We start from the raw sequence: 24,295 nt of genomic DNA, 5'->3' as shown, positions 1-24,295 counted from the left end.
ATAACAAGTTAAGGATGGCTTCGTTATGAGTCTCGACCTGCTCACCTATATATTTATCGGTGGCTCCTTTGCACTCTATATCGGTATCGCGATTTGGGCCCGTGCAGGATCAACCAAGGAATTCTACGTGGCCGGCGGTGGTGTTCCCCCCGTGGCTAACGGTATGGCCACGGCAGCTGACTGGATGTCTGCGGCTTCTTTCATCTCCCTTGCGGGGATCGTGTCCTTTATCGGCCGTGATGGTGCGGCTTACTTGATGGGCTGGACCGGTGGCTATGTACTGCTGGCGATGCTGCTGGCACCTTATCTGCGCAAATTCGGCAAGTTTACCGTGCCAGACTTTGTGGGTGACCGTTATTATTCCAACCTTGCACGCACCATTGCGGTTGTCTGTACCATCGTTATCTCCTTTACCTATGTCGCTGGTCAGATGCGTGGCGTGGGTATCGTTTTCTCACGTTATCTGCATGTAGAAATTGAAACCGGTGTCATTGTCGGAATGGTCATCGTGTTTTTCTATGCGGTGCTGGGTGGCATGAAGGGCATTACCTACACTCAGGTGGCGCAGTACTGTGTTCTCATTCTCGCCTTCATGGTGCCGGCGATCTTCCTGTCAATGCAGGTAACAGGGCACTTCGTGCCCCAGGCCGGCCTTGGAGCGACTCTGGAAACCGGCAAGTCGGTACTTACAACGCTGAATGAGTTGTCGGTTGAACTGGGATTCGCGGAGTATACCCAGGGGAATAAAACCACCATCGACATGTTCTTCATTACGGCTGCGCTGATGTGCGGTACCGCAGGTCTGCCTCATGTCATTGTGCGCTTCTTCACCGTTCCGCGGGTCAAGGATGCGCGTATTTCAGCCGGTTGGGCACTGATTTTCATCGCGATTCTCTATACCACAGTGCCTGCTGTTGCCGGTTTTGGTCGTGTGAACCTGATTGAAACCATCAACGGTAAGGACAATGCCGGTGTTGAGTACACTCAGATGCCGGAGTGGTTCAAGAACTGGGAAGCCTCCGGACTGATTGCCTGGGCCGACAAGAACGGAGACGGCAAAGTGTATTACTCGGCTGGTAATGCGTTTGAAGGTGGCAAACCTCAGTATGACGCAACGGGCGCGCGTGGCGAGCAGGGCGAGCGACTGACCACTAACCCGTCTGACAGTGCCAGCGAGGTCTATGTGGATCGCGATATAATGGTGCTGGCGAACCCGGAGATTGCCAATCTGCCGGATTGGGTCGTTGCCCTGGTAGCCGCAGGCGCCGTGGCGGCAGCGCTTTCGACGGCGGCAGGTTTGCTGCTGGTGATCTCGACGTCGATTTCACATGACCTGATGAAAAAGACTATCAATCCCAATATTTCCGATAAGCAGGAGCTCACATACGCTCGTCTGGCGGCGATTGTGGCGATCATCATTGCCGGTTACTTCGGGATTAATCCGCCTGGCTTTGTGGCCCAGGTGGTGGCTCTGGCCTTTGGTATGGCGGCATCTTCGGTGTTCCCGGCAATCATCATGGGCATCTTCAGTACGCGCATGAATACTCAGGGAGCGGTAGCCGGCATGGTTGTTGGCCTGACCACTACCATCGCTTACATCGTCTACTTCAAGTTCATGGGTGGTACCGCTGATGAGTGGTGGCTTGGCATTTCACCGGAAGGCTTCGGTACTGTCGGCATGCTTCTGAACTTTATTGTGGCGACGCTGGTATCGCGTATGACCCCTCAGCCGCCGCAGGAAATTCAGCACATCATCGAGGATATTCGTATCCCGCGTGGTGCGGCTGAAGCCCAGGTGCATTAATCGACAGGCGGTGAACAAGCGGGGACATGCCTGAGTGGTGAGGTATGTCCCCGTTTGATTTTGACCTACACAACAGGAGGGCAAGCGGATGCCGAATTCCTTCAAGATGGATAACATCCCGTTCAGCTTGCTGAACGAGGATGAGCAGAACCTGCTGCGGGCCAACCTCGACATTGCTTATTACCAGAAGGGTGAAACCGTTATTGCCGCTGGTGGCGTTCCGGAAGGGGTCCATGTGATCCTCAAGGGTCGGGTCAGTGAAAGCGAAGCCTCTCAGGCCGACGGTCAAGCAGCTCAGCATGTTTATGTGCACTATGAAAACGAGGATTACTTTGGCGGCTGGTCGGCCATCAGAGGGAAGGCGATCCACAACTTTGTCGCCGAAGAGGAAACCATCTGCCATATCCTGCCGACCCGTACTCTGCTTGACTTGATGGCGACCAATGCCCAGTTCGCCGACTATTTTCAGCAGAATCTGGCGGTAAAGCAGGAAATCGTGGCGCAGCATGGCAGCAATCAGGATATGGCCGAGTTCATGCTGGCCAAGATTACGGATGCAGCCGTACGGGACCCGCTGATTGTCGAAGAGGGGACCAGTATTCGTGAAGCCACAGAGCTGATGCGCAGTCATAAGGCGGATTGTGTCTTGGCACGCAAGGGTGGACGTCTGGGCATGGTGACCGGTACCGACCTGTTGGATGCGGTCGTACTTAACCAGCTGCCGCTGGAGGCCGACGTATCAGACATTGCCAGTTACAGGCTGGTGAGCATTGATCACGAGGATTATCTGTTCAACGCCCTGGTGATGATGACTCAGCAACAGATCGAGCGTGTGGTGGTCATGGCTGGCCAGGACATGGTGGGCGTGGTTGAGTTGACGGATGTACTCAGTTATTTCTCCAGTCATTCTCACGTCATCGGCTTGCGTATTGAGCGTGCCGCCAGTATCGATCAGCTGCGTGAAGCCGCTCAGGGCCTGAATGATCTGATCAAGGCGCTGATATCGACCGGAGTCAAGATTCGTTTCACCATGGATCTGTTGGCGGCGATGAACGGTCGTATCATTTCGAAGTTGTTTGACCTGACCATTCCTGCTGACATGCAGCCACACGTATGTCTGATCGTAATGGGCTCTGAAGGTCGCGCCGAACAGATCATGAAAACCGATCAGGATAATGCGCTGATTTTCAGGGAAAACCTGGCCTGGCCCGAGATGCAGGCCACCATGAATCGTTTTAGTGAAACGTTGATATCGTTTGGTTTTCCTCCTTGTCCGGGCAACATTATGGTGTCGAACTCCGAATGGGTTAACTCTGTGGGCGACTGGACCCAGAAGATGAGCGATTGGGCAGCGACCTGTGAGGGTAACTCGCTGATGAAGCTTGCAATTGCGGTCGATGCCAAGCCTGTTGCCGGGAATGAAGCACTGTTCAAGGTGGCGCGTAACTGGTTCTTGCGTCACCTGCGCAATAACGATGTGTTCTTCTCGCACTTTGCACGGGCTGCGGTCGAGTTTGATACCCCGTTGACATTTTTCGGCAACCTCAAGGATAGAGGACAGCTGGATATCAAGAAGGGCGGGATTTTTCCGATCGTGCACGGCATTCGAACCATGGCGCTGGAGCATCGTATTCTCAAGACCAATACCTTCCAGCGCATCGAACTCCTGGTTGAGCAGGGGGTGATGCAAGAGGAGCATGGTAAGGACATGGCTGAAGCATTGGCGCTGTTTATCCAGTTACGCTTGCGTCAGCAGATTCGTCGTGCGGAAGTTGCCGACGATGGTATCGATCCATCACCCAACCAGATCGACCTGCAGCAACTGAACAAGCTGGAACGGGATCTGCTGCGTGATGCACTGCACGTAGTGAAAGGATTCAAGAAACATCTGGCACAGCGCTATCATTTGGGAGGTTAAGCCAACATGATCATCCCGCGCTCCATACGGCGCCTGAAAGAAAAGCGAGAGCACCGAGAAGGCCCCTGGGCTCACCTGTTTGAGGGCTATAAGGGTGATGAGGTCGTGTCCCTGGACTGCGAAACCACCAGTCTGGACGTCAAGAAGGCCGAAATCCTGTCGATTGGTGCCGTGCGGATTAAAGGCCGCAAGGTGATCACCAGTGAACGGCTTGATCTTAAACTGAAGCCTCCCGAGAGTCTGTGCGGCGACTCCATCAAAATTCACAAGATTCGTGCCAGTGATTTGGCAGACGGTATCGAGTTGGAGGATGCGCTGGAGCAAGTGCTGGAGTTTGTGGGTAACCGCCCGATTCTGGGGTATTACGTCAACTTCGATATTCGCATGCTGGACAAGTTCATCCGACCTCGTTACGGTTTCGGCTTGCCAAACAAGGCGATAGAGTTGTCGCATGTTTACCATGACATCATCAAATGGAAGCATGTGGGCGGTGATGTGGATCTGCGTTTCGATACCATTGCGGGCAAACTGGATATTCCGATGCTGGAACGTCACACGGCATTGGGAGACGCGATCACGGTTGCCTTGATGTATGTACGCTTGAAGTACGGCCTGACACCTAACAGTAGTTACTGAGTGTCAAATTCTCGGGTATCATGGCGAAGCGGGCTATTGGCCCGCTTTTTGCTTGAGTGCTAGGGTGAAGTTGACAGGCGTCAGAATGCGTCAGTTAATTGTCGGCTTCTTCGCTACCTTGCTTGAAGAGCAAGGGGGAGCCCCTATAATGTCAAAATATTGCCGCAGGGAGAGAGGGAAGCATGGTCGAACGTGCGGATATCAACAGCCTGCTGTCACAGATGCGCTCAATCAAAGCCGAGATGCAACAGGGCGTGGCTCCCATTGCCAGGCCTGACTTTGAACCACAGGGTATTAGCCGTGCCGAGAGCAACGGGTTTGCGGAGCTGCTCAAGAATGCTGTGGATAAAGTCAACGAGCATCAGCAGGAAGCATCCAGGCTGCGTACAGCCTATGAGCATGGTGATCCATCAGTGGATCTGCCTCAGGTGATGATTCAGGCACAGAAGGCCTCGGTTTCATTCCAGGCGATGACACAGGTGCGTAACCGACTGGTTACGGCCTACGAAGATGTGATGAAAATGCCGATTTAACTCGGTTAACGGTTAGGATTAAATGGATAATTCGGCAACACAGGCCAGCAATAAAGGCAGTTTGATGTCAGGCTTTAACAGTCTGGGCATCCTGCGTCAGCTTGGCCTGATGGTAGGCCTGGCGGCGAGCATCGCTATTGGATTCGCCGTCGTGCTCTGGTCACAGAAGCCGGATTACCGTGTTCTTTTCTCCAATCTCAACTTTGCAGACGCCAATGAGGTGATTGAGCAGCTGAAGCTGTTCAATGTGCCCTACAAGTTTGATGCGGATGGTCGTGCGATTCTGGTTCCTGAAGAGCATGTTCATCAGGCGAGACTGAAGCTGGCGTCGGAAGGCTTTACCGCTGACAAAACCGTTGGCTTCGAACTGCTGGATCAGGACCAGGGATTGGGTACCAGCCAGTTCATGGAAAACGCCCGTTTCCGGCGCGGTCTGGAAGGCGAACTGGCACGCACGATCAGCAGTATGCTGGCGGTTCGATCGGCACGCGTTCATCTGGCGCTGCCCAAGGAATCTGTTTTTGTCCGCGACCAACGCAAACCGCGCGCATCCGTTTTCATTGAAATGTTTTCCGGGCGCTCGCTGTCCCGGGATCAAGTGGTGGCGATTGCCAATCTGGTTGCTTCCAGTATCCCTGAGCTGGCAGTAGAAGATGTCACGGTTGTCGACCAGAAGGGGCGCCTGCTCAATACCCGGGATCAGGATGAGGATGTTGTTCTGGCTGCGAAGCAGCTGGAGTACACCCGTAATGTCGAACAAACGCTGGTCAACCGTGTTAACAGCATCCTTCAGCCGGTGCTGGGGCTGGGGAATTTCCGTGCCGAGGTGTCCACCGATATCGACTTCACGGAAGTTGAACAGGCTGATGAGGTCTACAACCCTGATCTGCCAGCGCTGCGCAGTGAAAAGACCCTGGAAGAGCGGCGTGCATCCGGTGACATCGCGCAGGGGGTGCCGGGCGCACTCTCCAACCAGCCGCCGGGGCCCAATGCTGTCCCTGAAGAGTTTGACGGTGATGCAAGAGGGGGAGCTGGTCGAGCGGGGAATGGCTCCAGTCGAGAGCAGGCGGTGCGCAACTATGAGCTCGATCGTACGCTCAGTTATACCCGTCATCAGACCGGTGTGATCAAGCGCTTGAGCGTAGCCGTGGTGGTGGATGACATGACCACGACCAACCCGGAAACCGGCGAAAACCAGCGCATGCCCTGGTCTGAAAACGAACTGCAGCGACTGCAGGTGCTGGTACGGAATGCAGTGGGGTATTCGGCGGCTCGCGGCGATAGTGTCACCGTGATTAATTCACCTTTCGTGCCGCCCGAGCAGGTCAGTCTGGAAGATCCCGCTTTCTGGGAGCAGGACTGGTTCTGGGATATTATGAAGCAGGTGATGGCCGGCCTGTTTGTACTGCTGTTGATTCTGGGCGTTCTGCGACCAATTCTGAGAAGTCTGGCAGAAGCTGGCAAACACAAGGAAACGCTGAGTCTTGGGCCTGCGGGCGAAATCTCGGCTGACCTTGAAGGACTGGAAGGCGCGGGTGTTGCCGATGACAAGGTCACCTTGGGTGGCAGCAAAGGCGACCGCGGCGTGTTGCCGACGCCAAATGAAAGTTTTGATTATCAGCTGAATGCCATCCGCAGCATGGTGGCAGAGGATCCTGAAAAAGTGGCGCAAGCGGTTCGGCAGTGGGTGATCGAACATGACCGATGAGAGCGATCTCTCTGATATCCAGAAGGCGGCAATATTGCTGATCAGTCTGGGTGAGTCTGATGCGGCCGAGATACTCAAGCATTTGGGGCCTAAGGAAGTGCAGCGTATTGGTGAGGCCATGACCCAGCTGGACAATGTGCCTCAATCCCGTGTTGAAGCGGTCGTGGCTGATTTCATGAATGTGGTCAGTGATCAGACGGGTATTGGTATCAACAACGACCGTTATATCCGTGCGATGCTGAATCAGGCGCTCGGCGAGGAAAAGGCCAAAACACTGATCGACCGAATTCTGTTCAGCACCAATACGTCGGGGCTGGATACCATGCGCTGGATGGACCCGCGTCAGGTTGCAGAAGCGCTGCGCTATGAACATCCACAGATTCAGGCGGTTGTGGTGGCTTACCTTGATGCCGACCAGGCCGCGGCAGTTTTATCCTTTTTCGATGAAAAGGTACGTCTTGAGATACTCATGCGTATTGCCGCGCTGGATCGTATCCAGCCGCAAGCGCTGCAGGAACTCAACGATATGTTCGAAAGTCAGTTTGCCGGCAGCAAGGCCAGTCAGTCGCGTACTCTGGGTGGTGTGCGTTCTGCTGCCAATATCATGAACTTCATGGAATCTTCGCTCGAGGCTGAGTTGATGGAGGGTATCCGTGACAATGATGAAGGTCTGGCAAACGAAATCTCCGATCTGATGTTCGTGTTCGAAAACCTTGCAGATGTCGACGATCGCAGTATCCAGGTTATCTTGCGTGAGATCTCGACCGATAGCCTGGTGCTGGCGCTCAAGGGCGCCGATACGGCATTGCAGGAAAAAATCTTCAAGAACATGTCCAAGCGTGCAGCCGAGCTGTTGCGTGATGACCTCGAGGCCAAGGGGCCGGTTCGCGTTTCTGAAGTGGAAGAGGCGCAGAAAGAGATTCTTACCGTTGCACGTCGCCTGGCTGACGAAGGTGAAATCATGCTGGGTGGTTCCGGTGAAGAGATGATCTGATGAAGAATGATGCTCCGATCCGCATACGTGCAGCTGAAGCCGGTCCGGTTGAGCGCTGGCTGCCGCCTGATGTAGGAGCTGAAGCACCGGTCGTGCAGGCGTTGGCGCGCAAGCCTCAACAACCGTTGGCCGAGGTCGATATCTCTGTTGTCGAGGAAGAGATATTTGCCGAAAAATTGACGCTCTCTCAGTGGGAAGAGCTGTGTGAGGCGGCCCGTCAGGAAGGCTATGCCGAAGGTCTTCGGCAGGGGCAGGACGAGGGGCGTAAACAGGGCTACGAGCAAGGGCTGCAGCAGGGGCTGGAAGCGGGGCAGTCCGAGATCAGTTCGCGTATCCAGCAACTGGATGCGCTGCTGCAACAGCTGCAAACTCCATTGGAACAACAGCGGGAAGCGCTTGAGAGCACTCTGATCCAGCTGGTGGTTGAGCTTTCTGAGGCAACCGTTAAAGCTGAACTCAGTCTCAACATCGATCTGTTGCTGCAGAGTGCTCGTGAAGCTCTGTCTCAACTGCCTGAGGGCAGTGGCAAAGTGGTGCTCAGTGTGCATCCGCAGCAGCATGCAGCTCTGTCTCCTTTGGTCGATGACCTCAATCTCTCGCTTGTAGCTGACGAATCCCTGCTGCCGGGCAGCTGCCGGGTTGACAGTGGCAGCTGTCGTGTCGACTATCAGGTAGAGCAGCGTTTTCGTCAGGTCGCTGATCAGTTGCTGGCGCGTCTGATCAAAACGGTTGACTCTGCCACAACCTGAACCCTCTGTATGGATATACCCAGTGCCGGATCTCGATCAACGCCTCAAGCGTTATCTCCAGTGTGAGTACGAGCCACCTCGTCCAGATGTTGAAGGGCGTGTCACTCGTTTGATCGGGTTAACTCTGGAAGCGGTCGGGCTCAAAGCGGCGCTCGGTGATTACTGCCTCGTGTCTTTGCAGGAAGAAGGCAGTGTTGAGGCCGAAGTAGTCGGCTTCTCGGGTGACCGTATCTACCTCATGCCGCTGGACAGTGTTGATGGTCTGGCCCCGGGTGCTGCCGTACGCCCCAAGGTGGGAGCCAGCCTGGTGCCGGTGGGCTTTGGGCTGTTGGGCCGGGTGATTGACGGCATTGGGCGCCCTCTTGATGGAAAGGGGCCACTGCGGCCCGATGATATGGTGACCTTGCATGGCGAAACGATTAACCCCTTGCATCGTCATCCCATTGAGCAGACGCTGGATGTCGGTGTTCGTGCAATCAACGGTTTGTTGACCGTAGGGCGCGGACAGCGCCTGGGGCTTTTTGCAGGCAGTGGTGTGGGTAAGTCGGTATTGTTGGGTATGATGACACGCTTTACCGAAGCCGAGATCACCGTGGTAGGGTTGATTGGCGAGCGTGGTCGAGAAGTGCGCGAGTTTATTGACCATAGCCTGGGCGCAGAAGGAATGGCGCGCTCGGTCGTGGTGGCGGCACCGGCCGATGACTCTCCTTTGATGCGTTTGCGAGCCGCACAATTGACGACCCGTATTGCCGAGTACTTTCGGGCTCAGGGCAAAAATGTACTCTTGCTGATGGATTCTTTGACCCGTTATGCACAGGCTCAGCGTGAAATTGCGCTGGCGGTTGGTGAGCCGCCCGCGACCAAGGGTTATCCACCTTCAGTGTTTGCCAAACTACCGAAACTGGTTGAGCGGGCCGGTAACGGGAGTACCGGCGGTGGCTCCATTACGGCTTTTTACACTGTGTTGACTGAAGGGGATGACCAGCAGGACCCGGTAGCCGACTCCGCACGGGCCATTCTGGATGGTCATTTCGTGCTGTCGCGCAGTCTTGCCGAACAGGGACACTATCCAGCAATTGACATTGAGGCATCCATCAGTCGAGCCATGCCGCAGATCGTCGACCCCCAGCGGCTGAATCTGGCGCTGCAGTTCAAGCGCCTCTATTCTCGCTATCAACAGAATGCGGATCTTATTGCCGTGGGGGCTTATGCGCGTGGCAGTGACCCAGAGACTGATCGTGCCATCGATATGTTGCCGGCCATTCGTGCCTACCTGCTTCAGGGCATGAATGAACCCATGCCGATGCAGCGTTGTGTGCAGGAACTGGCGATGGTGATGTCACCACCGCCTCAGCAGCAGAATAATGCGCCCCAGGCGCAGATGCTGAGACGAACACCGTGATGCAGGGGTTGAGGTGTTATGAGCAAATTGCGTTCTAAGCGTTTGGAAGTGGTTCTTGCGGTCGCCGAGCGTAAACGCCGTGAGGCTGAGCGCTTTCTGGCTGATGCTCAGCAGCGGGTCAGTCAGGGTGAGCAAGGCATCGGCCAGCTGGAGAACTATCTCTTAGAGTATCAGCAACAGTTCACGGCAACGGGGCGTCAGGGGACCAGCATAGGTGCGCTGCAAACGCGTCAGGCATTCATGCAAAAGATCAGCAGTACCGTTCAGCAGCAGGAGCAGGCGCTGGTGCAGGCGCGGGAGCAGTTGCAGCAGGTTCAGGCTTACTGGCAGCAAACCTATGCGCGTGAGAAAGGCATAGAGCGGTTGATCGAGAAGGCGCGCGATGCTGAATCCCACGAGCGCGAGCGCAAGCTGCAGCAGGAAATTGATGAACGCTCTCAACATGTACGCCCGCGCTATATTTAAGGCTGGCATCTAAATTGCTTATTCTTGCTGTCACCCTTTGCAGGAAAGAGCCATGGCCATCATCAAAACGGGTTCAAACGCAGCGCTGCCGCTGAATCTTGTTGCCTTGCCGAGCGCGCCTCTGAGCGCATCGCCCGCGGCAGCTATGCCCGAGGGCGCTTCTTCAACTCCCGGCTTTCACTTGCTGTTCCAAGGTTCCTTGCAGGCTCAAGGGGGACGAGCGCTTCAGGTCGAAAACGGAAAGTCCTTGCCACCGGGTGGCGAACTGTTGCCGGATGACAGTACTGATACTGAGGCGACGCTTACCGCTGCAACGTCGAGTGAAGAAGGTGCTGCTGAAGGACTGCTAAAAACCTCCGCCGGAGATGAAAGTGCCCTGGTAGATGAGCGACTTGCCTTAGCTTTGCCGGCACAGAGTGAAATCAAAGCTGCGTCTGCTCCCTCATCGGTACATGCTGAAAGCATGGATAAGACTGCGCCTGAGGCGCTGGCAGCGGCTGCCGAGCAGCCGCGTCAGGCCTCACTGACAGAGGCTTCTGCCCGTGCTCAGTTGGTAGCGGAGCAGGGACATGCCGGGCGAGCCACCCCTGATGCTGTCATTTCAGCAGATCATGCCGAACCCTCGACTGAGCTCAGTGATCACGCCCGAATGTCCGCTCAAGCCGCTGAAAGGGCTATGCCCAGTCCGGCTTTGCCGGCAGACGCGGCCGTGGCAGCTTCTGCGTCCACGCAGACAGTATCCGCAACCTCAGCTGATGCTCTTGCCGCAACCGCGCCCACTGGGGTCACGGCTACGGCCAGGGGGCAGGCGGACACTCTCGCTGCTGCAACCACTCCCGCCAAACCTGCTGTCGTAACCGATGCGCCAGCTAAGCCTGAGGCTGCAACTATCCTCGAGGCTACGAAGGTGCAACCTGGGGAGCCCTCCATGGCTGAGCGACCGGCAAATGCGAAGGATGCAGGCCGAGTCACCCCGTCCTCGGCGATGCCGGCAGCCATGACTGTTAATGGCGCCGCACAGGATATTGGGCAGCAGACAATCACAACGGGTCCTCTTGATGTGGCTGCCATCGGCCAGCCAGCTGTAGATGGGCCTGCTGCAGAGAAGGCTTCGCAGGTGGTCCAATCCGCGGGTGTGATGGTGGCGGACGGCACTGAAACCGACAGGACTACGCCCGCCCCGTCAGCGGCTCTGGCTGCAGGTGTTGCCGACTCAGTTGACGTTGATAAAGAGGCTTTAGTACAGCCTGCGGGTACCGTTACGGCCATGACCGATACGTCTGGTGTTACCAGTGCGTCGCGTTCGGCTGGAGTTTCCCCTGAAGTGGTTGATCTGGCAGGCAAAGACGTGCCGGCCAGTTCACTGGGGGCTCGCCCCGACGGGGCGCGCTCAACGCTGGATATGCCCCCCCCCGCGTGTGGACTCTGTTGCCCAGAGTGCTCAACTGCAGGTGCAAGCCGATAGCGGAGAGTCGTCTGATCTCGGCCAGTCATCTCGCCAGGACAACCAGAATGCAGCCTTCAGCGCTGCAGTTCAGGGGCGAGGGCAGAACCATGCGCAAGCAGTCGCTTCTCCGTCCGGACAGACCTTTGCACAACAGTTGCAACAGCAGTTGGCCGAGCCTCGTTGGGGGCGCCAAGTGGGTGACAGGGCGATCATGATGGCTCAACACGGTCCTCGCACTGCCTATATACAGCTCGACCCCCCGGAACTGGGCGCCATGCAGATCAGGGTACACCTGCAGGGGCAGGATCAGGTCAGCATCAGCTTTACCAGTGCCAACCCGGTGGTGAGAGAGGCGCTGGAGCAGCAGATGCCGCGTCTGCGCGAGATGTTTGCCGATCAGGGCTTGAATCTGCAGGACTCATCGGTCTCGGATGAGGCGCGCCAGCAGGGATCCGGGCAGCGTGATCAGGCCGACTCCTTCGGTCGCCAGGGCGGCTATGGCGGCGGTGAAGGGAGCGACGCCGAACCTCTCCCAGTGCCCTCTGTGGCAGTAGGGTTGGTGGACTATTACGCCTGATGCTACAGCCCGAAAAACAGTGTGTTATATTAGGTGCCTGATCGGAAGGACGCTACAACCGGTGGAGGCATGAATGGCGACTAATGCAGCTGTTGAGACCGAGTCGGTCGAGGGCGGCAAGGGCTCCAAGAAAAAACTGATTATTATCCTGGCACTGGCCGCCGTTCTGCTGCTCGGTGGTGGTGCTGGGGCGGCCTATTTTCTGCTGTCCGGTGATGAGGCTGCTGAACAAACATCTCAGGCCGTAGCCGAACCCGTACGCCATGAGGCGATCTACACCAAGGTACGCACGCTGGAAGGTAAGCCGTCCTTCGTTGTCACTCTGCAGTCAGCGGATGACAAGCGTCATTACTTGCAGGCATTTGTTGAGGCGAAAAGTCGCAACCCGGTTGTGGATGAGGCCCTGAAGCTGCATATGCCTTTGATAGTGGCCCGTCTGAATGCATTGTTCAGTGCCCAGTCTTTTGAAGACTTGCAAAGTATTGAGGGTAAAAAGGCCCTGCGTAATGAAGCTACCGCGCTGGTTCAGTCGATCATGCAGGAAAAGATCGGTGAGCCCGGCGTAGAAACCATTCTCTTTACCAATTTTGTTATGCAGTAGGATGAACTAGATGTCGGTCAAGGATCTGCTCTCCCAGGACGAGATCGATGCGCTGCTCCACGGCGTGGATGACGGTGACGTCGACGCCGATGAAGGAGGGAGGGTCGACTCTGAGGATGGCATACAGCCTTATGATCTGGCGAGTCACGATCGAATCGTGCGTGGGCGCATGCCCACGCTGGAGATGATCAACGAGCGCTTTGCCCGGCATACCCGTATCAGCCTGTTCAACCTGTTGCGCCGAACCGCCGATGTCACAGTGGGTGGCATTCAGGTAATGAAGTATGGAGACTATATCCATACGCTGTACGTCCCGACCAGCATGAGTCTGGTAAAGGCACACCCGCTTCGTGGCACTGCCCTTTTTATCATGGATGCACGCCTGGTATTCAGGCTGGTTGATCAGTTCTTCGGTGGTGATGGTCGCCATGCCAAGATCGAAGGGCGAGAATTTACCCCGACCGAGACCCGTATTGTTCATAAGACGCTGGAGCAGCTGTTCGAAGACCTGCAGGATGCGTGGCGACCGGTGATGCCATTGAGGTTTGAGCATGTGGGGCACGAGGTCAACCCGGCCATGGCTAACGCAGTCAATCCGACTGAAGTGGTTGTGGTGAGTACTTTCCAGATTGACCTTGAGGGCGGGACCGGTGAGCTGCATGTCACCATGCCTTACGCGATGCTGGAGCCGGTGCGCGATCAGCTGCTGTCAGGCGTACAGAATACCGAAGAGCAGAAAGATGAGCGTTGGTTGCGTGCCTTGCGTCGTGACATCATGATGGCGACGCTTGAGCTGGATCTTCGGGTGGCTGAGCGTGAACTGACACTGAGAGATGTCATGGAGCTTGAGGCCGGGGATATCATCCCGATAGAGCTGTCTGACAGCTTGCAGCTCAATGCCAACGGTATTCCGCTGTTTAACTGTCAGCTGGGTACTTCGCGTGGCAACCTGGCGGTGAAAATCAAGGATACCATCAAGCGGCCGGACTCCGAATGAGCCGGCCTGCGGAGAGAACAACGTGAGCGACGAGAACAACAACCAGGATCAACAGGCTCTGGCCGATGAATGGGCTGCGGCACTGGAGGAGCAGACTGGCGAGGCGGGTATTGATGCCGATGCCTTGCTGGATGATGTTCAGGCGCAGTCCGCGCCACCGGCTCAGGGGGTCGAGCTGGACGAGCTGAAGGATGAGTCGGTTCCGGTGGCCGACCCCAAACTCGATGTCATTCTGGATATTCCGGTCACCTTGACCATGGAGGTCGGTGGTACTGAAATCGCCATCCGCAACCTGCTGCAGTTGAGTCAGGGCTCTGTCATCGAGCTGGATCGCGTGGCCGGCGAGCCACTGGATGTGAAAGTTAATGGAACCCTGATCGCGCATGGTGAAGTCGTGGTGGTGAACGACCGCTATGGTATCCGCCTGACTGATGTGATCAGCCCACAGGAACGTATCCGGCGGTTGAAATGAGATCACTGCTTGTGATGCTGGCGCTCTTGCCGGTGACGGCGAGTGCGGCAGAAGAGGCCGCGACGCCACGGGCAGAGCTGCCCGATCCTCTATCCTGGGGAAGTCTGCTGCAATTGGCGCTGGGGCTGTTGTTGGTGGTGGGTCTGATCCTGTTGCTCGGTTGGCTGGTCAGACGCGTCAACGGTGCAACGGCCTCGGGGCAGGGGATGAAAGTGCTGGCAGCACTGCCGCTGGGGCAGCGTGAACGGGCAGTGCTGGTGCAGGTCGGACAAGAGCAGATTCTATTGGGCGTGTCCCCGGGGCGAGTCAGCCTGCTGATGCACTTTGAAACGCCTGTTGTCGATTCCGAAGCGGTACGCGGAGCTGCCTTTGCTGATCGTCTGCATCAGGTGTTGGGGCGTGGAGGCCCCGAATGAGAGGGCTGGTCGGCTTATTGCTCATGTTACTGCCGTTTGGCTCAGTGCTGGCGGCGGACACCGGTATCCCGGCGGTCACCCTGGTGACCGGCGAAGACGGCACTACCAACTACAGCGTCACTATCCAGATTCTGGCGCTGATGACATTGCTGACGTTCCTGCCGGCAATGTTGATGATGATGACCTCCTTTGCCCGCATCATCATTGTGTTTGCGATTCTGCGTCAGGCGCTGGGTCTGCAGCAAACACCATCCAACCAGATCATCATAGGCCTGTCGCTGTTTCTGACCCTGTTCATCATGTCTCCGGTGCTGGAAGAGGTGAACACACGAGCCGTCCAGCCCTACATGGCTGAGGAGCTTGCGCCCATGGAGGCTTTTGAAGCGGCGGGAAGGCCGTTTCACGAGTTCATGCTGCGTCAGACGCGTGAAAGTGATCTGAATCTGTTTATGCGTATTTCGGAAACCCCCCCAGTGGAGCGTGCCGAGGAGATACCCTTTACCATTCTGATTCCTTCGTTCATTATCAGTGAGCTGAAGACCGCCTTTCAGATCGGCTTCATGCTGTTCATACCCTTCCTGGTTATTGACCTGGTGGTCGCGAGTGTGTTGATGGCGATGGGTATGATGATGCTGTCTCCAATCATCATTTCATTGCCCTTCAAGATCATGCTGTTCGTGCTGGTGGACGGATGGGCCATGGTGGTAGGTACACTGGCGGCCAGTTTCGGCGTTTAGGAGGGCAAGATGGATCCCGGCATGATACTCGATCTCTTTGGCCAGGCGCTCTGGCTGATCGTGGTGATAGTGGCCGTGATCGTTGGCCCTTCGCTGGCGGTGGGGCTGGTCATTTCGGTTTTTCAGGCCGCCACTCAGATCAACGAGCAGACGTTGAGCTTTCTGCCAAGACTGATCGTGACGCTGTTGGCGGTGATGTGGGCCGGTCCCTGGATTGTTACCCGGATCTCGGACCTGTTCAACTACCTGTTCCTCAACATACCACGCCTGATTTCATAGGCCGGTCATGGAAGTCAGCCTGCTGCAGGTCGAGTATTGGGTTAATGCCTTCCTCTGGCCCCTGTTCAGGGTCATGTCATTCTTCATGGCGATGCCGATCATCGGCACACAGATGTTGCCGACACGACTGCGCCTGGGATTGGCGCTGGCTGTGACCGTGCTGCTGGTACCTGTATTGCCGCCGATGCCGGATTTTGACAGCCTGTCCTTGCAAAGCTGGATTCTGATTGCCCAACAGGTATTGATCGGCAGTTTGCTGGGGTTCTCGGCCAATATTTTGCTGCAAAGCTTTGTTGCGGGCGGTCAAATGATGGCGATGCAGATGGGTCTTGGCTTTGCTTCCATGACCGATCCTGCTAACGGAGTCAATGTTGTGATTGTGGCTCAGATTTATCTGATGCTGGTGATGATGTTGTTCCTGGGCATGGATGGCCACCTGGTGCTGATCGAGATTCTGGCGCAGAGCTTTTATGTGCTGCCGGTCGGGGCGGGAAGTCTCAGCCAGGCCACTCTTTGGCAGATGGCCCTGTCCGGTGGCTGGCTTTTCATGGCGGCGTTGCTGATGGCGCTGCCGGCAGTAACGGCGCTGTTGGTGGTTAACTTTGCCTTTGGCATCATGACCAAGGCGGCGCCTCAGTTGAATATCTTTGCCATCGGCTTTCCCTTCACCATGCTGATGGGGATCTTCATTGTCTGGGCGAGTCTGTCCGGCTTCTTCAGCCACTACCAGGTGTTCGCCGGGGAGTGGCTGGACGTGGTCGCCGGTTTGCTGACAGCGGAGGGGTAAATGGCAGAAGAAACCGGCCAGGAAAAAACAGAAGAGCCAACGGCCAAGCGCCTTAAAGAGGCGCGTGAAAAAGGCGATATTCCCCGTTCGCGAGAGCTTTCTGCAACGGCGCTCCTGCTGGCGTCAGCCGCATCGGCGTTATTGTTCGGCAGTCAGGTGGCGGGCAGTATGATGGATATCATGGTCGAAAGTTTCACCCTGGATCGCCAGGATGTTTTCGATCCCTCAAGGATGTTCACCCATCTCGGTGAGGCCCTTTATGATGGCTTCTTGAGCCTGTGGGGCTTCTTTCTGCTGACCCTTCTGGCTGCGCTTCTCAGTCCTATCGCACTTGGTGGCTGGAACTTCAGCGGTCAGGCCATTCAGCCCAAAGGCAGTCGCATCAATCCCCTGAGCGGGATCAAGCGCATGTTTTCCCTGAAGGCGCTGATTGAACTGTTCAAGGGCTTGGCCAAGTTTCTGTTGGTTGGCTCCTTTGCCATCATGGTGCTCTGGCTCGATCAGCCAGATCTCATTGCGCTGGCGAGAGAGGCAGTGGAGCCGGCGATCGCGCATTCGTTACAGATACTGGGCTGGTCCTTCCTGGTGATGAGCCTTTCATTGATCATCATTTCACTGATTGACGTCCCTTTTCAGCTGTATGACTACAACAAGAAGCTGAAAATGACGATGCAGGAGGTGAAGGACGAGATGAAGAACACCGAGGGTAAACCTGAGGTGAAGGGACGTATCCGGCAATTGCAGCGAGAAATTGCCCAGCGCAGGATGATGTCCGAAGTCCCCGAGGCAGATGTGGTCATTACCAACCCGACTCATTACGCCGTGGCGCTGAAATATGACCAGCTGGGGGGAGGGGCGCCCCGCGTCGTTGCCAAGGGGGCTGATTTTGTGGCCTTGAAGATTCGCGAGATTGCCGAAGAACATGATGTGCCGCTGTTGTCGGCACCGCCGCTGGCACGAGCGCTCTATCATGCGACCGAGGTTGGTGATGAAATCCCGGCGGGTCTTTATCAGTCGGTAGCCCAGGTACTGGCCTATGTCTTTCAGCTCAAGCGCTACAAACAGCGACTTGAGGAAGCACCTACACCACTGCGTGACGAAGATATTGAAATTCCTGAGGAGTTTCGTCGCGATCCCGAGGAGTAATTGGCGGGATTCTTGCATTACTTCTTTGTATACGCGTGTAAAATGTCAAAAAAACATCAGCTGCACCGTTAATAAATACTGGCTTAGTCTGTGATTGGCCGGTCTGTGTCTTTTGTTTGTCGTTTTTTTGACGCTTTGGAGGAAGAGTGGAGCGGGACGCTATCCTGAACAATGTCCGTGGCCTGACGCAGGGGAATCTGGGGATTCCCCTTTTGCTGTTGGTCATTTTGGGCATGGTTACCCTGCCAATGCCCCCCTTCCTGCTCGACGTTTTCTTTACCTTCAACATCGCTTTGTCGATTGTAGTACTGCTGGTCAGTATCTACGCCTTGCGACCGTTGGACTTTGCTGTTTTCCCGACGATTCTGCTGGCGGCAACCCTGTTGCGTCTGGCATTGAATGTCGCATCTACCCGAGTGGTACTGCTGTTTGGTCACGAGGGAGGTGATGCTGCCGGTAAGGTGATACAGGCTTTCGGCGACGTGGTGGTGGGCGGTAACTATGTGGTCGGTATCGTAGTATTCCTGATCCTCGTGATCATCAACTTTGTCGTGGTGACCAAGGGTGCCGGTCGAATTTCCGAAGTAAGCGCACGATTTACCCTGGATGCGATGCCGGGTAAGCAGATGGCCATCGATGCGGACCTGAATGCCGGCCTGATCAATCAGGATGAAGCCCGTGAGCGACGCCGGGAAGTGACGCAGGAAGCAGACTTCTATGGTGCCATGGACGGTGCGTCCAAGTTCGTACGCGGCGATGCCGTGGCTGGTATCCTGATTCTGGTGATCAACCTGCTGGGTGGGTTGGGCATCGGTATGGTACAGCACGGCCTCAACTTTGATATGGCGCTGCAGTACTACTCCTTGCTGACAATCGGTGATGGCCTGGTGGCGCAGATTCCATCATTGCTGCTGTCTACAGCTGCAGCGGTAATGGTCACGCGAGCCAACTCCTCCGAGGCGATGGGGACTCAGGTCTTCCGTCAGATGTTCTCTTCCCCGCGTGCGCTGAGTGTGGCGGCTGCCATACTGTTCATCATGGGTATAGTGCCTGGCATGCCGCATGTTGCGTTTATCGGTCTTGCGGCTGCAGCAGCGGGTGGAGCCTGGTGGATCAAACAGCGTGAAGTGCAGCGGCAGGTCGCAGCGGTAGAAGCGGCAGAGCAGGAGCAGGCGGCTCCCAGCGAGTTGCCGGCTGAAGAGCATAAAGAGCTTGGCTGGGATGACGTCATGCCTGTGGATATGATCGGTCTTGAGGTTGGTTACCGATTGATCCCGATGGTGGATAAGATGCAAGGTGGTCAGCTATTAGGGCGGATCAAGGGCGTACGCAAGAAGCTGTCCCAGGATCTCGGGTTTTTGGTACCCTCGGTACATATCCGCGATAACCTTGATCTGCTGCCGGGCGCCTATCGCATTACCCTGATGGGAGTGATTGCGGGTGAGGCTGAAATCTATCCGGACAGGGAATTGGCGATCAACCCTGGACAGGTTTTTGGCGAACTCAGTGGCGTCAAGGTCAAGGATCCGGCTTTCGGGTTGGATGCCGTGTGGATTGAAAAGAGTCATAAGGAACATGCGCAGACACTGGGCTATACCGTAGTAGATGCCAGTACGGTCGTTGCGACGCATATCAACCAGGTACTGCAGACGCACTCCCATGAACTGCTGGGGCATGAAGAGGTGCAGCAGTTGTTGGATCTTCTGAGCAAGTCTTCGCCCAAGCTGGTTGAGGAGTTGGTGCCGAAGAAACTGTCGATCAGTGCACTCCTCAAAGTTCTGCAGAACCTGCTGATGGAGCAGGTTCCATTAAAGGACTTCCGTTCCATTGCTGAGGCGTTGGCTGAGGCGGTACAGAGGACGCTGGACCCTCTGGCGCTGACAGCGGCAGTGAGGGTGGCGTTGTCCAGACTGATTGTGCAAACCATCAATGGCTCGGAGCCTGAGCTGTCAGTGATTACCCTGGAGCCGCAGCTGGAACAGATGTTGCTGGGCTCCATGCAGCAAGGGCAGGGCGATGAAGGTCTGGTGTTGGAGCCGGGTATGGCCGAGCGCTTGCAGCGCTCGCTGGCTGAAACGGCCCAGCGTCAGGAAATGGCCGGCAAGCCTTCAGTCCTGTTGGTAGCCGCACCGGTGCGTCCGTTGATGGCTAAATTTGTGCGTTATGGGGAACACCAGATTCATGTACTCTCCTACCAGGAGATTCCTGAAAACAAGAAGGTCACCATCGTAGCCACTGTAGGTGGACAAAATGGCTAGGGTTTGGCGACAGGCGGCCGATAAGGGAAGGATATGAAAGTCAAACGTATCTTTGCACCTGATATGCGTCAGGCCATGCGTCGGGTCCGAGAAGAAGTCGGTGCCGACGCGGTCATTATCTCCAACCACCGGGTGGCGGGTGGGGTTGAAGTAGTGGCTGCACGGGAAGATGAGTATGAGGCAGCGCAGGCTGAACTCAAGCGCAACCGTGCATCACGCCCGACAGCTGATCGTCGTGAGGAGCAGATTCGTATTCTCACGGGTTCCCATTCGCATCAGTCGGAGCAGGCCAGTCGTAATGCGGCACTTGAGGCCGAGCTGAACAGAACGCGAGCGCGTATCGCAGAGGCCAGTCGGCGCATGTCCGAGCCGGAGGCCCGTGCAGACCGTAACGTCAACCGGCAGATCAATGACGAAGATGACGAGGATTTGCGGTCCATTCTCGAATCGCTAAAAGCCCGTAACCGTCGCCGTGGAGTTCCTGCTCCTTCAGAACCGACGCGTCCAGCGACCAGTGAGATAGCTCGCTCCACACCGGCACGCAGAGAGCCGGTATATGAATCCGATCCCATGGTGCCGGAAGAAGATCCTGCGTTGCGCAACATGCAACAGGAAATTGAAGAGTTGCGCCGGATGCTGCAGCAGCGCACCGAGCAGGGTCTCGAGCCCAGAATGTCTGAGCCTTCTCATCGGCAGGTCGCCAAACGTTTGCAAAAATTGGGGCTGGGTGCTGCGCTTGTCCGTCAGTTGATGAGCGGTGTTGAAGCCGAACTGAACGTCGACGATGCCTGGCGAAATGTGTTGGCAAGGTTGGCTGATTCCCTTCCCGTACTGGGTGAAGAGCTCATCGAGCGTGGTGGCATGATCATGTTTGTGGGGCCGACCGGTGTGGGCAAGACCACAACCATCGGCAAGCTGGCGGCTCGATATGTGCTTCAGCACGGCAGTTCCAGTGTGGCGCTGGTCACCACCGATTGTTTTCGTATCGCGGCCCATGAGCAGCTGAAGACCTTTGGTCGGATTCTGGATGTACCCGTTCGGGTGGTGGATGAAAATCACAGTTTGGAAGAGGTACTGCAAAGTCTGAGGAACAAGCGGCTGGTATTGATTGATACTGCGGGTATGAATGCTTTTGATCCTCAGGGGCAGCTACAGATGCAGATGTTGTCCGGGGTCACCCTGCGACTGAAAAAATTGCTGGTACTATCCTGTTCCAGTCAGCTCCAGCTAATGCGCAGTGCCTATGACAATTATGCTGAGCTGGGTTTGCAAGGCTGTGTGTTGAGCAAGACTGATGAGTCGGGCAGCCTGGGTGAAGCACTGACTCTTGTGGTCGAGAAGCAGTTGCCGATCGCGTACGTGACCGATGGTCAGAAAATTCCAGATGATATCGGAATCGCACAGCGCAATGATCTTGTCAGTCGGACGGTTGTAATCGCGCAGCGCAGTGCTCGGCCCGAGAGTGGTCTTGATGTCGATGATTCGCTGTTCGGGACGGGGTAAGGAGTAGTTGATGAAACAGACCCATCCCGTCAAGGTGATTGCGGTAACCGGTGGTAAGGGCGGTGTCGGCAAGACCAGTGTGTCCGTCAATCTGTCGGTTGGACTCAGTGAGATGGGGCGCCGAGTGGTGCTTATGGATGCTGACCTGGGGTTGGCGAATGTGGATGTCATGCTGGGACTTCGCCCGCAACAGAACATAGCGGATGTACTGGCCGGGCGCTGCTCTTTGCGTGAGGTTATGGTGCCGGCAGGTGAGAATTTCTGGATTGTGCCTGCTGCTTCGGGCACTCAGGAAATGACGGCGTTGAGTGCCCATGAACACGCCGAGCTGATCCATGCGTTTAACGATATTGCCGATGACCTCGATGTGCTGGTCATTGATACGGCGGCCGGTATTTCGGATTCCGTGGTCAGTTTTGTACGTGCGGCTCAGGAAGTAATGGTGGTAGTCTGTGATGAGCCAACATCGATTACCGATGCGTACGCATTGATAAAGCTACTGAATCGCGACTACCAGATGACAAGGTTCAGGGTTCTGGCCAATATGGTAAGAACAGATACCGAGGGGCGCAGCATGTTCAATAAACTGTTGACGGTTACCGACAGATTTCTGGATGTTACGCTTCAATACGTGGGCTCAATCCCTTATGATGAATCGGTTCGCAAAGCCGTACAAAAGCAAAGGGCTGTGCTCAGGGCAGCACCCAAGGATAAGGCGGCCCTGGCCTACCGTCAGCTGGTCAATAAGGTTGACAGCTGGCCAGTCAGCAACAGCCCCAGAGGACATCTGGAATTCTTTGTCGAACGGCTCGTGCAGGGCGCGCGCCTACCCTGAAAGATGCAGATATGTACAACGTAGTGGAGTTTAAATCAGGTCCGGAGCTGATTCAGGAGTACACCCCGCTGGTGCGGAGGATTGCACATCACCTGATGGCGCGCCTGCCCAGCCATGTGGTGCTGGATGATCTGATTCAGGCCGGCATGATGGGTTTGCTCGAAGCCGCCAGCCGCTATGATGCCGGAAAGGGGGCGAGTTTCGAAACCTATGCGGGAATCCGGATTCGCGGCGCGATCATTGATGAAGTGCGTCGGGGCGACTGGACGCCGCGTTCGGTGCATCGCAATGCGCGACGGGTCAGTGAGGCCATTGCACAGGTAGAGAATCGCACAGGGCGTGATGCCAGCGACAGTGAAGTGGCAGCTGAGTTGGGAATCAGTATCGCAGAGTACCAGTCATTGCTGCAGGATTCGGCCGATAGTCGCTTGTTCAGTTTTGATCAGTTGACTGAAACGACCGAAGATACGCCAGCAGAGCAGTTTACCTCGGCTGAACCAGAGCCTGGGCAGATGCTGGAAGACAGTGGTTTCAAACAGGCGCTGGCCAATGCAATTGGCGGGCTGCCTGAGCGGGAGCGGCTGGTGCTGTCGCTGTACTATGATGAGGAACTGAATCTCAAGGAGATCGGCCAGGTACTGGGCGTCAGTGAATCACGTGTCAGCCAGATCCACAGTCAGGCTGCATTGAGGCTTCGTGGGCGCTTGCGGGACTGGTGTTGAGCGGTATGATCAGCTGGTCAGAGTTTCATTTGGAGATGTTTTCTGAATTGGGAGAAGTGTCTTGAAAAAAGACATCAAAATACTTGTTGTAGATGATTTCTCTACGATGAGGCGCATCATCAAGAACCTGTTGCGTGACCTTGGGTTCACCAATGTCGATGAGGCGGACGACGGCAAGACCGCGTTGCCGATCCTGAAACAGGGTAATGTGGACTTCCTGATTACCGACTGGAACATGCCCGAGATGACCGGTATCGACCTTCTTAAGGAAGTTCGTGCGGACGCCGCGCTTGCTCATATTCCGGTACTGATGGTTACGGCTGAGGCCAAGCGTGAGCAGATTATTGCAGCGGCTCAAGCCGGCGTGAACGGCTATGTAGTGAAACCCTTTACGGCTGCGGTGCTGAAGGAAAAGATCGACAAGATCTTTGAACGTATCGAAGGCTAACAGCTTTATCGAGGAGTTTTGATGGCAGCGCAAACGGCCAGTAAGGTGGATTTCAACGGCTTTGACGAGTTTCTGCGTGACCGAGCACGCACGCTGGTGGCGGAGCTTGAAGCTGGAAACTTGTCTGCAGCAATGGGGCTGATCAACGAGCTCCAATACGCCCGTCATCAGGTGTTTTACAACGAAGTTGGCCACTTGACACGCGGTTTGCATGAGGCGATCAAAGCGTTCTCCAGTGATATGGGTGACAAAATGCCGGTGGGCGGAGACGAAAGTCTCGCCGCTATGGGGGATGCTTCCGACCGGCTGAACTACGTTATTGAACTGACAGAAAAAAATGCGCACGAGACCATGGACCGAGTCGATCGTTCTCTGAGTCTCGTGGATAAACTGGATCAGCAAAGTGAGCGCTTCAAGGAGTTGCTGTTGCTGGTCGGGCAGCTGGAGGGAGATTTTGAAGCCCTCAATGGAACCTACGACCGTACTTGTGAACTGAAAAACCAGTCCGAAAAAACCATCACCGAGTTGCGCACCACTCTGACCGATATTCTGGTGTCTCAGGGGGTGCAGGACATTACTGGTCAGTTGATCCGACGTGTGATCACCCTGGTGACTCAGGTTGAAGGTCAACTGGTGCAGTTAATGGATATGGCGGCGAAGGTTGAACAACTGAGCAGCCTGGATGCGCCGGCAGTGCTGTCACAAGACGATATTCCCGAAGTGTCACCTGCGAAGCCTGAAGCCAAAAAGGACAAGGATCCGATTAAGGCTGAGGGCCCGCAGTTGCCAACGGGAAGTAAGGATGCGGTGTGTAACCAGGACGATGTTGATGACCTGCTGTCCAGCCTGGGATTTTGATAG

The 24,295-nt window shown here is 55.8% G+C and carries 25 protein-coding genes; all 25 read left to right on the top strand.

Annotated elements, in window-relative coordinates; all coding sequences use genetic code 11:
• Nucleotides 1–25 precede the first annotated feature (25 nt).
• Complete coding sequence (locus tag LN244_RS13920; RefSeq protein WP_239040379.1) at nt 26–1,804, top strand: sodium:solute symporter family protein; 1,779 nt, start codon at nt 26–28, stop codon at nt 1,802–1,804.
• Nucleotides 1,805–1,892: 88 nt separating this feature from the next.
• Complete coding sequence (locus LN244_RS13915; RefSeq protein ID WP_239040378.1) at nt 1,893–3,722, top strand: putative nucleotidyltransferase substrate binding domain-containing protein; 1,830 nt, start codon at nt 1,893–1,895, stop codon at nt 3,720–3,722.
• 6 nt (nt 3,723–3,728) lie between these two features.
• Entirely contained in the window at nt 3,729–4,358 is a 630-nt protein-coding gene (locus tag LN244_RS13910; protein WP_239040377.1) for a 3'-5' exonuclease, read from the top strand.
• Between the two features lie 182 nt (nt 4,359–4,540).
• Nucleotides 4,541–4,891 (top strand): flagellar hook-basal body complex protein FliE, encoded by a 351-nt coding sequence (gene fliE, locus LN244_RS13905; protein WP_239040376.1) that lies wholly within the window; start codon nt 4,541–4,543, stop codon nt 4,889–4,891.
• A 22-nt stretch (nt 4,892–4,913) separates the two neighbouring features.
• The gene (gene fliF / locus LN244_RS13900; protein WP_408904446.1) at nt 4,914–6,599 is read left to right on the top strand and encodes a flagellar basal-body MS-ring/collar protein FliF; all 1,686 of its coding nucleotides are present in this window, start codon (nt 4,914–4,916) and stop codon (nt 6,597–6,599) included.
• Complete coding sequence (gene fliG, locus LN244_RS13895; protein ID WP_239040374.1) at nt 6,589–7,593, top strand: flagellar motor switch protein FliG; 1,005 nt, start codon at nt 6,589–6,591, stop codon at nt 7,591–7,593. Before fliF ends, fliG begins: the two co-directional genes overlap by 11 nt.
• Complete coding sequence (locus tag LN244_RS13890) at nt 7,593–8,342, top strand: flagellar assembly protein FliH (protein ID WP_239040373.1); 750 nt, start codon at nt 7,593–7,595, stop codon at nt 8,340–8,342. Before fliG ends, LN244_RS13890 begins: the two co-directional genes overlap by 1 nt.
• Nucleotides 8,343–8,364: 22 nt before the next feature.
• Nucleotides 8,365–9,744 (top strand): flagellar protein export ATPase FliI, encoded by a 1,380-nt coding sequence (gene fliI, locus LN244_RS13885; protein ID WP_239040372.1) that lies wholly within the window; start codon nt 8,365–8,367, stop codon nt 9,742–9,744.
• An 18-nt stretch (nt 9,745–9,762) separates the two neighbouring features.
• Nucleotides 9,763–10,209 (top strand): flagellar export protein FliJ, encoded by a 447-nt coding sequence (gene fliJ / locus LN244_RS13880; protein ID WP_239040371.1) that lies wholly within the window; start codon nt 9,763–9,765, stop codon nt 10,207–10,209.
• Nucleotides 10,210–10,261: 52 nt separating this feature from the next.
• A complete protein-coding gene (locus LN244_RS13875) occupies nt 10,262–11,674 on the top strand; it encodes a hypothetical protein (protein WP_239040370.1) in 1,413 nt (470 codons plus the stop codon).
• On the top strand, nt 11,661–12,233 hold the full coding sequence (locus LN244_RS13870; RefSeq protein ID WP_239040369.1) for a flagellar hook-length control protein FliK: 573 nt from the start codon (nt 11,661–11,663) through the stop codon (nt 12,231–12,233). Before LN244_RS13875 ends, LN244_RS13870 begins: the two co-directional genes overlap by 14 nt.
• A gap of 73 nt (nt 12,234–12,306) precedes the next feature.
• A complete protein-coding gene (locus LN244_RS13865) occupies nt 12,307–12,834 on the top strand; it encodes a flagellar basal body-associated FliL family protein (protein WP_239040368.1) in 528 nt (175 codons plus the stop codon).
• A gap of 10 nt (nt 12,835–12,844) precedes the next feature.
• Nucleotides 12,845–13,831 carry a flagellar motor switch protein FliM gene (gene fliM / locus LN244_RS13860; RefSeq protein WP_239040367.1) on the top strand — a complete coding sequence of 329 codons (987 nt, stop codon included), beginning with the start codon at nt 12,845–12,847 and terminating at the stop codon, nt 13,829–13,831.
• A 22-nt stretch (nt 13,832–13,853) separates the two neighbouring features.
• The gene (gene fliN / locus LN244_RS13855) at nt 13,854–14,303 is read left to right on the top strand and encodes a flagellar motor switch protein FliN (protein WP_239040366.1); all 450 of its coding nucleotides are present in this window, start codon (nt 13,854–13,856) and stop codon (nt 14,301–14,303) included.
• A complete protein-coding gene (fliO, locus tag LN244_RS13850; RefSeq protein WP_239040365.1) occupies nt 14,300–14,719 on the top strand; it encodes a flagellar biosynthetic protein FliO in 420 nt (139 codons plus the stop codon). Before fliN ends, fliO begins: the two co-directional genes overlap by 4 nt.
• Nucleotides 14,716–15,456, top strand: coding sequence for a flagellar type III secretion system pore protein FliP (gene fliP / locus LN244_RS13845; RefSeq protein WP_239040364.1), 741 nt, complete (start codon nt 14,716–14,718; stop codon nt 15,454–15,456). Before fliO ends, fliP begins: the two co-directional genes overlap by 4 nt.
• Nucleotides 15,457–15,465: 9 nt before the next feature.
• Nucleotides 15,466–15,735, top strand: a complete 270-nt coding sequence (fliQ, locus tag LN244_RS13840; RefSeq protein WP_239040363.1) for a flagellar biosynthesis protein FliQ — start codon at nt 15,466–15,468, stop codon at nt 15,733–15,735.
• 7 nt (nt 15,736–15,742) lie between these two features.
• Nucleotides 15,743–16,522, top strand: coding sequence for a flagellar biosynthetic protein FliR (gene fliR, locus LN244_RS13835; protein WP_239040362.1), 780 nt, complete (start codon nt 15,743–15,745; stop codon nt 16,520–16,522).
• Nucleotides 16,523–17,668, top strand: a complete 1,146-nt coding sequence (gene flhB, locus LN244_RS13830; RefSeq protein WP_239040361.1) for a flagellar biosynthesis protein FlhB — start codon at nt 16,523–16,525, stop codon at nt 17,666–17,668.
• A gap of 146 nt (nt 17,669–17,814) precedes the next feature.
• Nucleotides 17,815–19,926 (top strand): flagellar biosynthesis protein FlhA, encoded by a 2,112-nt coding sequence (flhA, locus tag LN244_RS13825; protein ID WP_239040360.1) that lies wholly within the window; start codon nt 17,815–17,817, stop codon nt 19,924–19,926.
• Nucleotides 19,927–19,959: 33 nt separating this feature from the next.
• Complete coding sequence (gene flhF, locus LN244_RS13820) at nt 19,960–21,429, top strand: flagellar biosynthesis protein FlhF (protein WP_239040359.1); 1,470 nt, start codon at nt 19,960–19,962, stop codon at nt 21,427–21,429.
• 10 nt (nt 21,430–21,439) lie between these two features.
• Nucleotides 21,440–22,264, top strand: coding sequence for a MinD/ParA family protein (locus LN244_RS13815; RefSeq protein WP_239040358.1), 825 nt, complete (start codon nt 21,440–21,442; stop codon nt 22,262–22,264).
• 11 nt (nt 22,265–22,275) lie between these two features.
• Complete coding sequence (locus LN244_RS13810) at nt 22,276–22,986, top strand: RNA polymerase sigma factor FliA (RefSeq protein ID WP_239040357.1); 711 nt, start codon at nt 22,276–22,278, stop codon at nt 22,984–22,986.
• Nucleotides 22,987–23,047: 61 nt separating this feature from the next.
• Entirely contained in the window at nt 23,048–23,434 is a 387-nt protein-coding gene (gene cheY, locus LN244_RS13805) for a chemotaxis response regulator CheY (protein WP_239040356.1), read from the top strand.
• A gap of 21 nt (nt 23,435–23,455) precedes the next feature.
• Nucleotides 23,456–24,292 carry a protein phosphatase CheZ gene (locus LN244_RS13800; protein WP_239040355.1) on the top strand — a complete coding sequence of 279 codons (837 nt, stop codon included), beginning with the start codon at nt 23,456–23,458 and terminating at the stop codon, nt 24,290–24,292.
• Nucleotides 24,293–24,295 lie beyond the last annotated feature (3 nt).

It is taken from the genome of Marinobacterium sediminicola (genome assembly GCF_022343685.1).
Taxonomy (GTDB): Bacteria; Pseudomonadota; Gammaproteobacteria; order Pseudomonadales; family Balneatricaceae; genus Marinobacterium; species Marinobacterium sediminicola.
The sequence above is the reverse complement of the archived record's forward strand: the minus strand, read 5'-3'. Positions and strand labels throughout refer to the sequence as shown.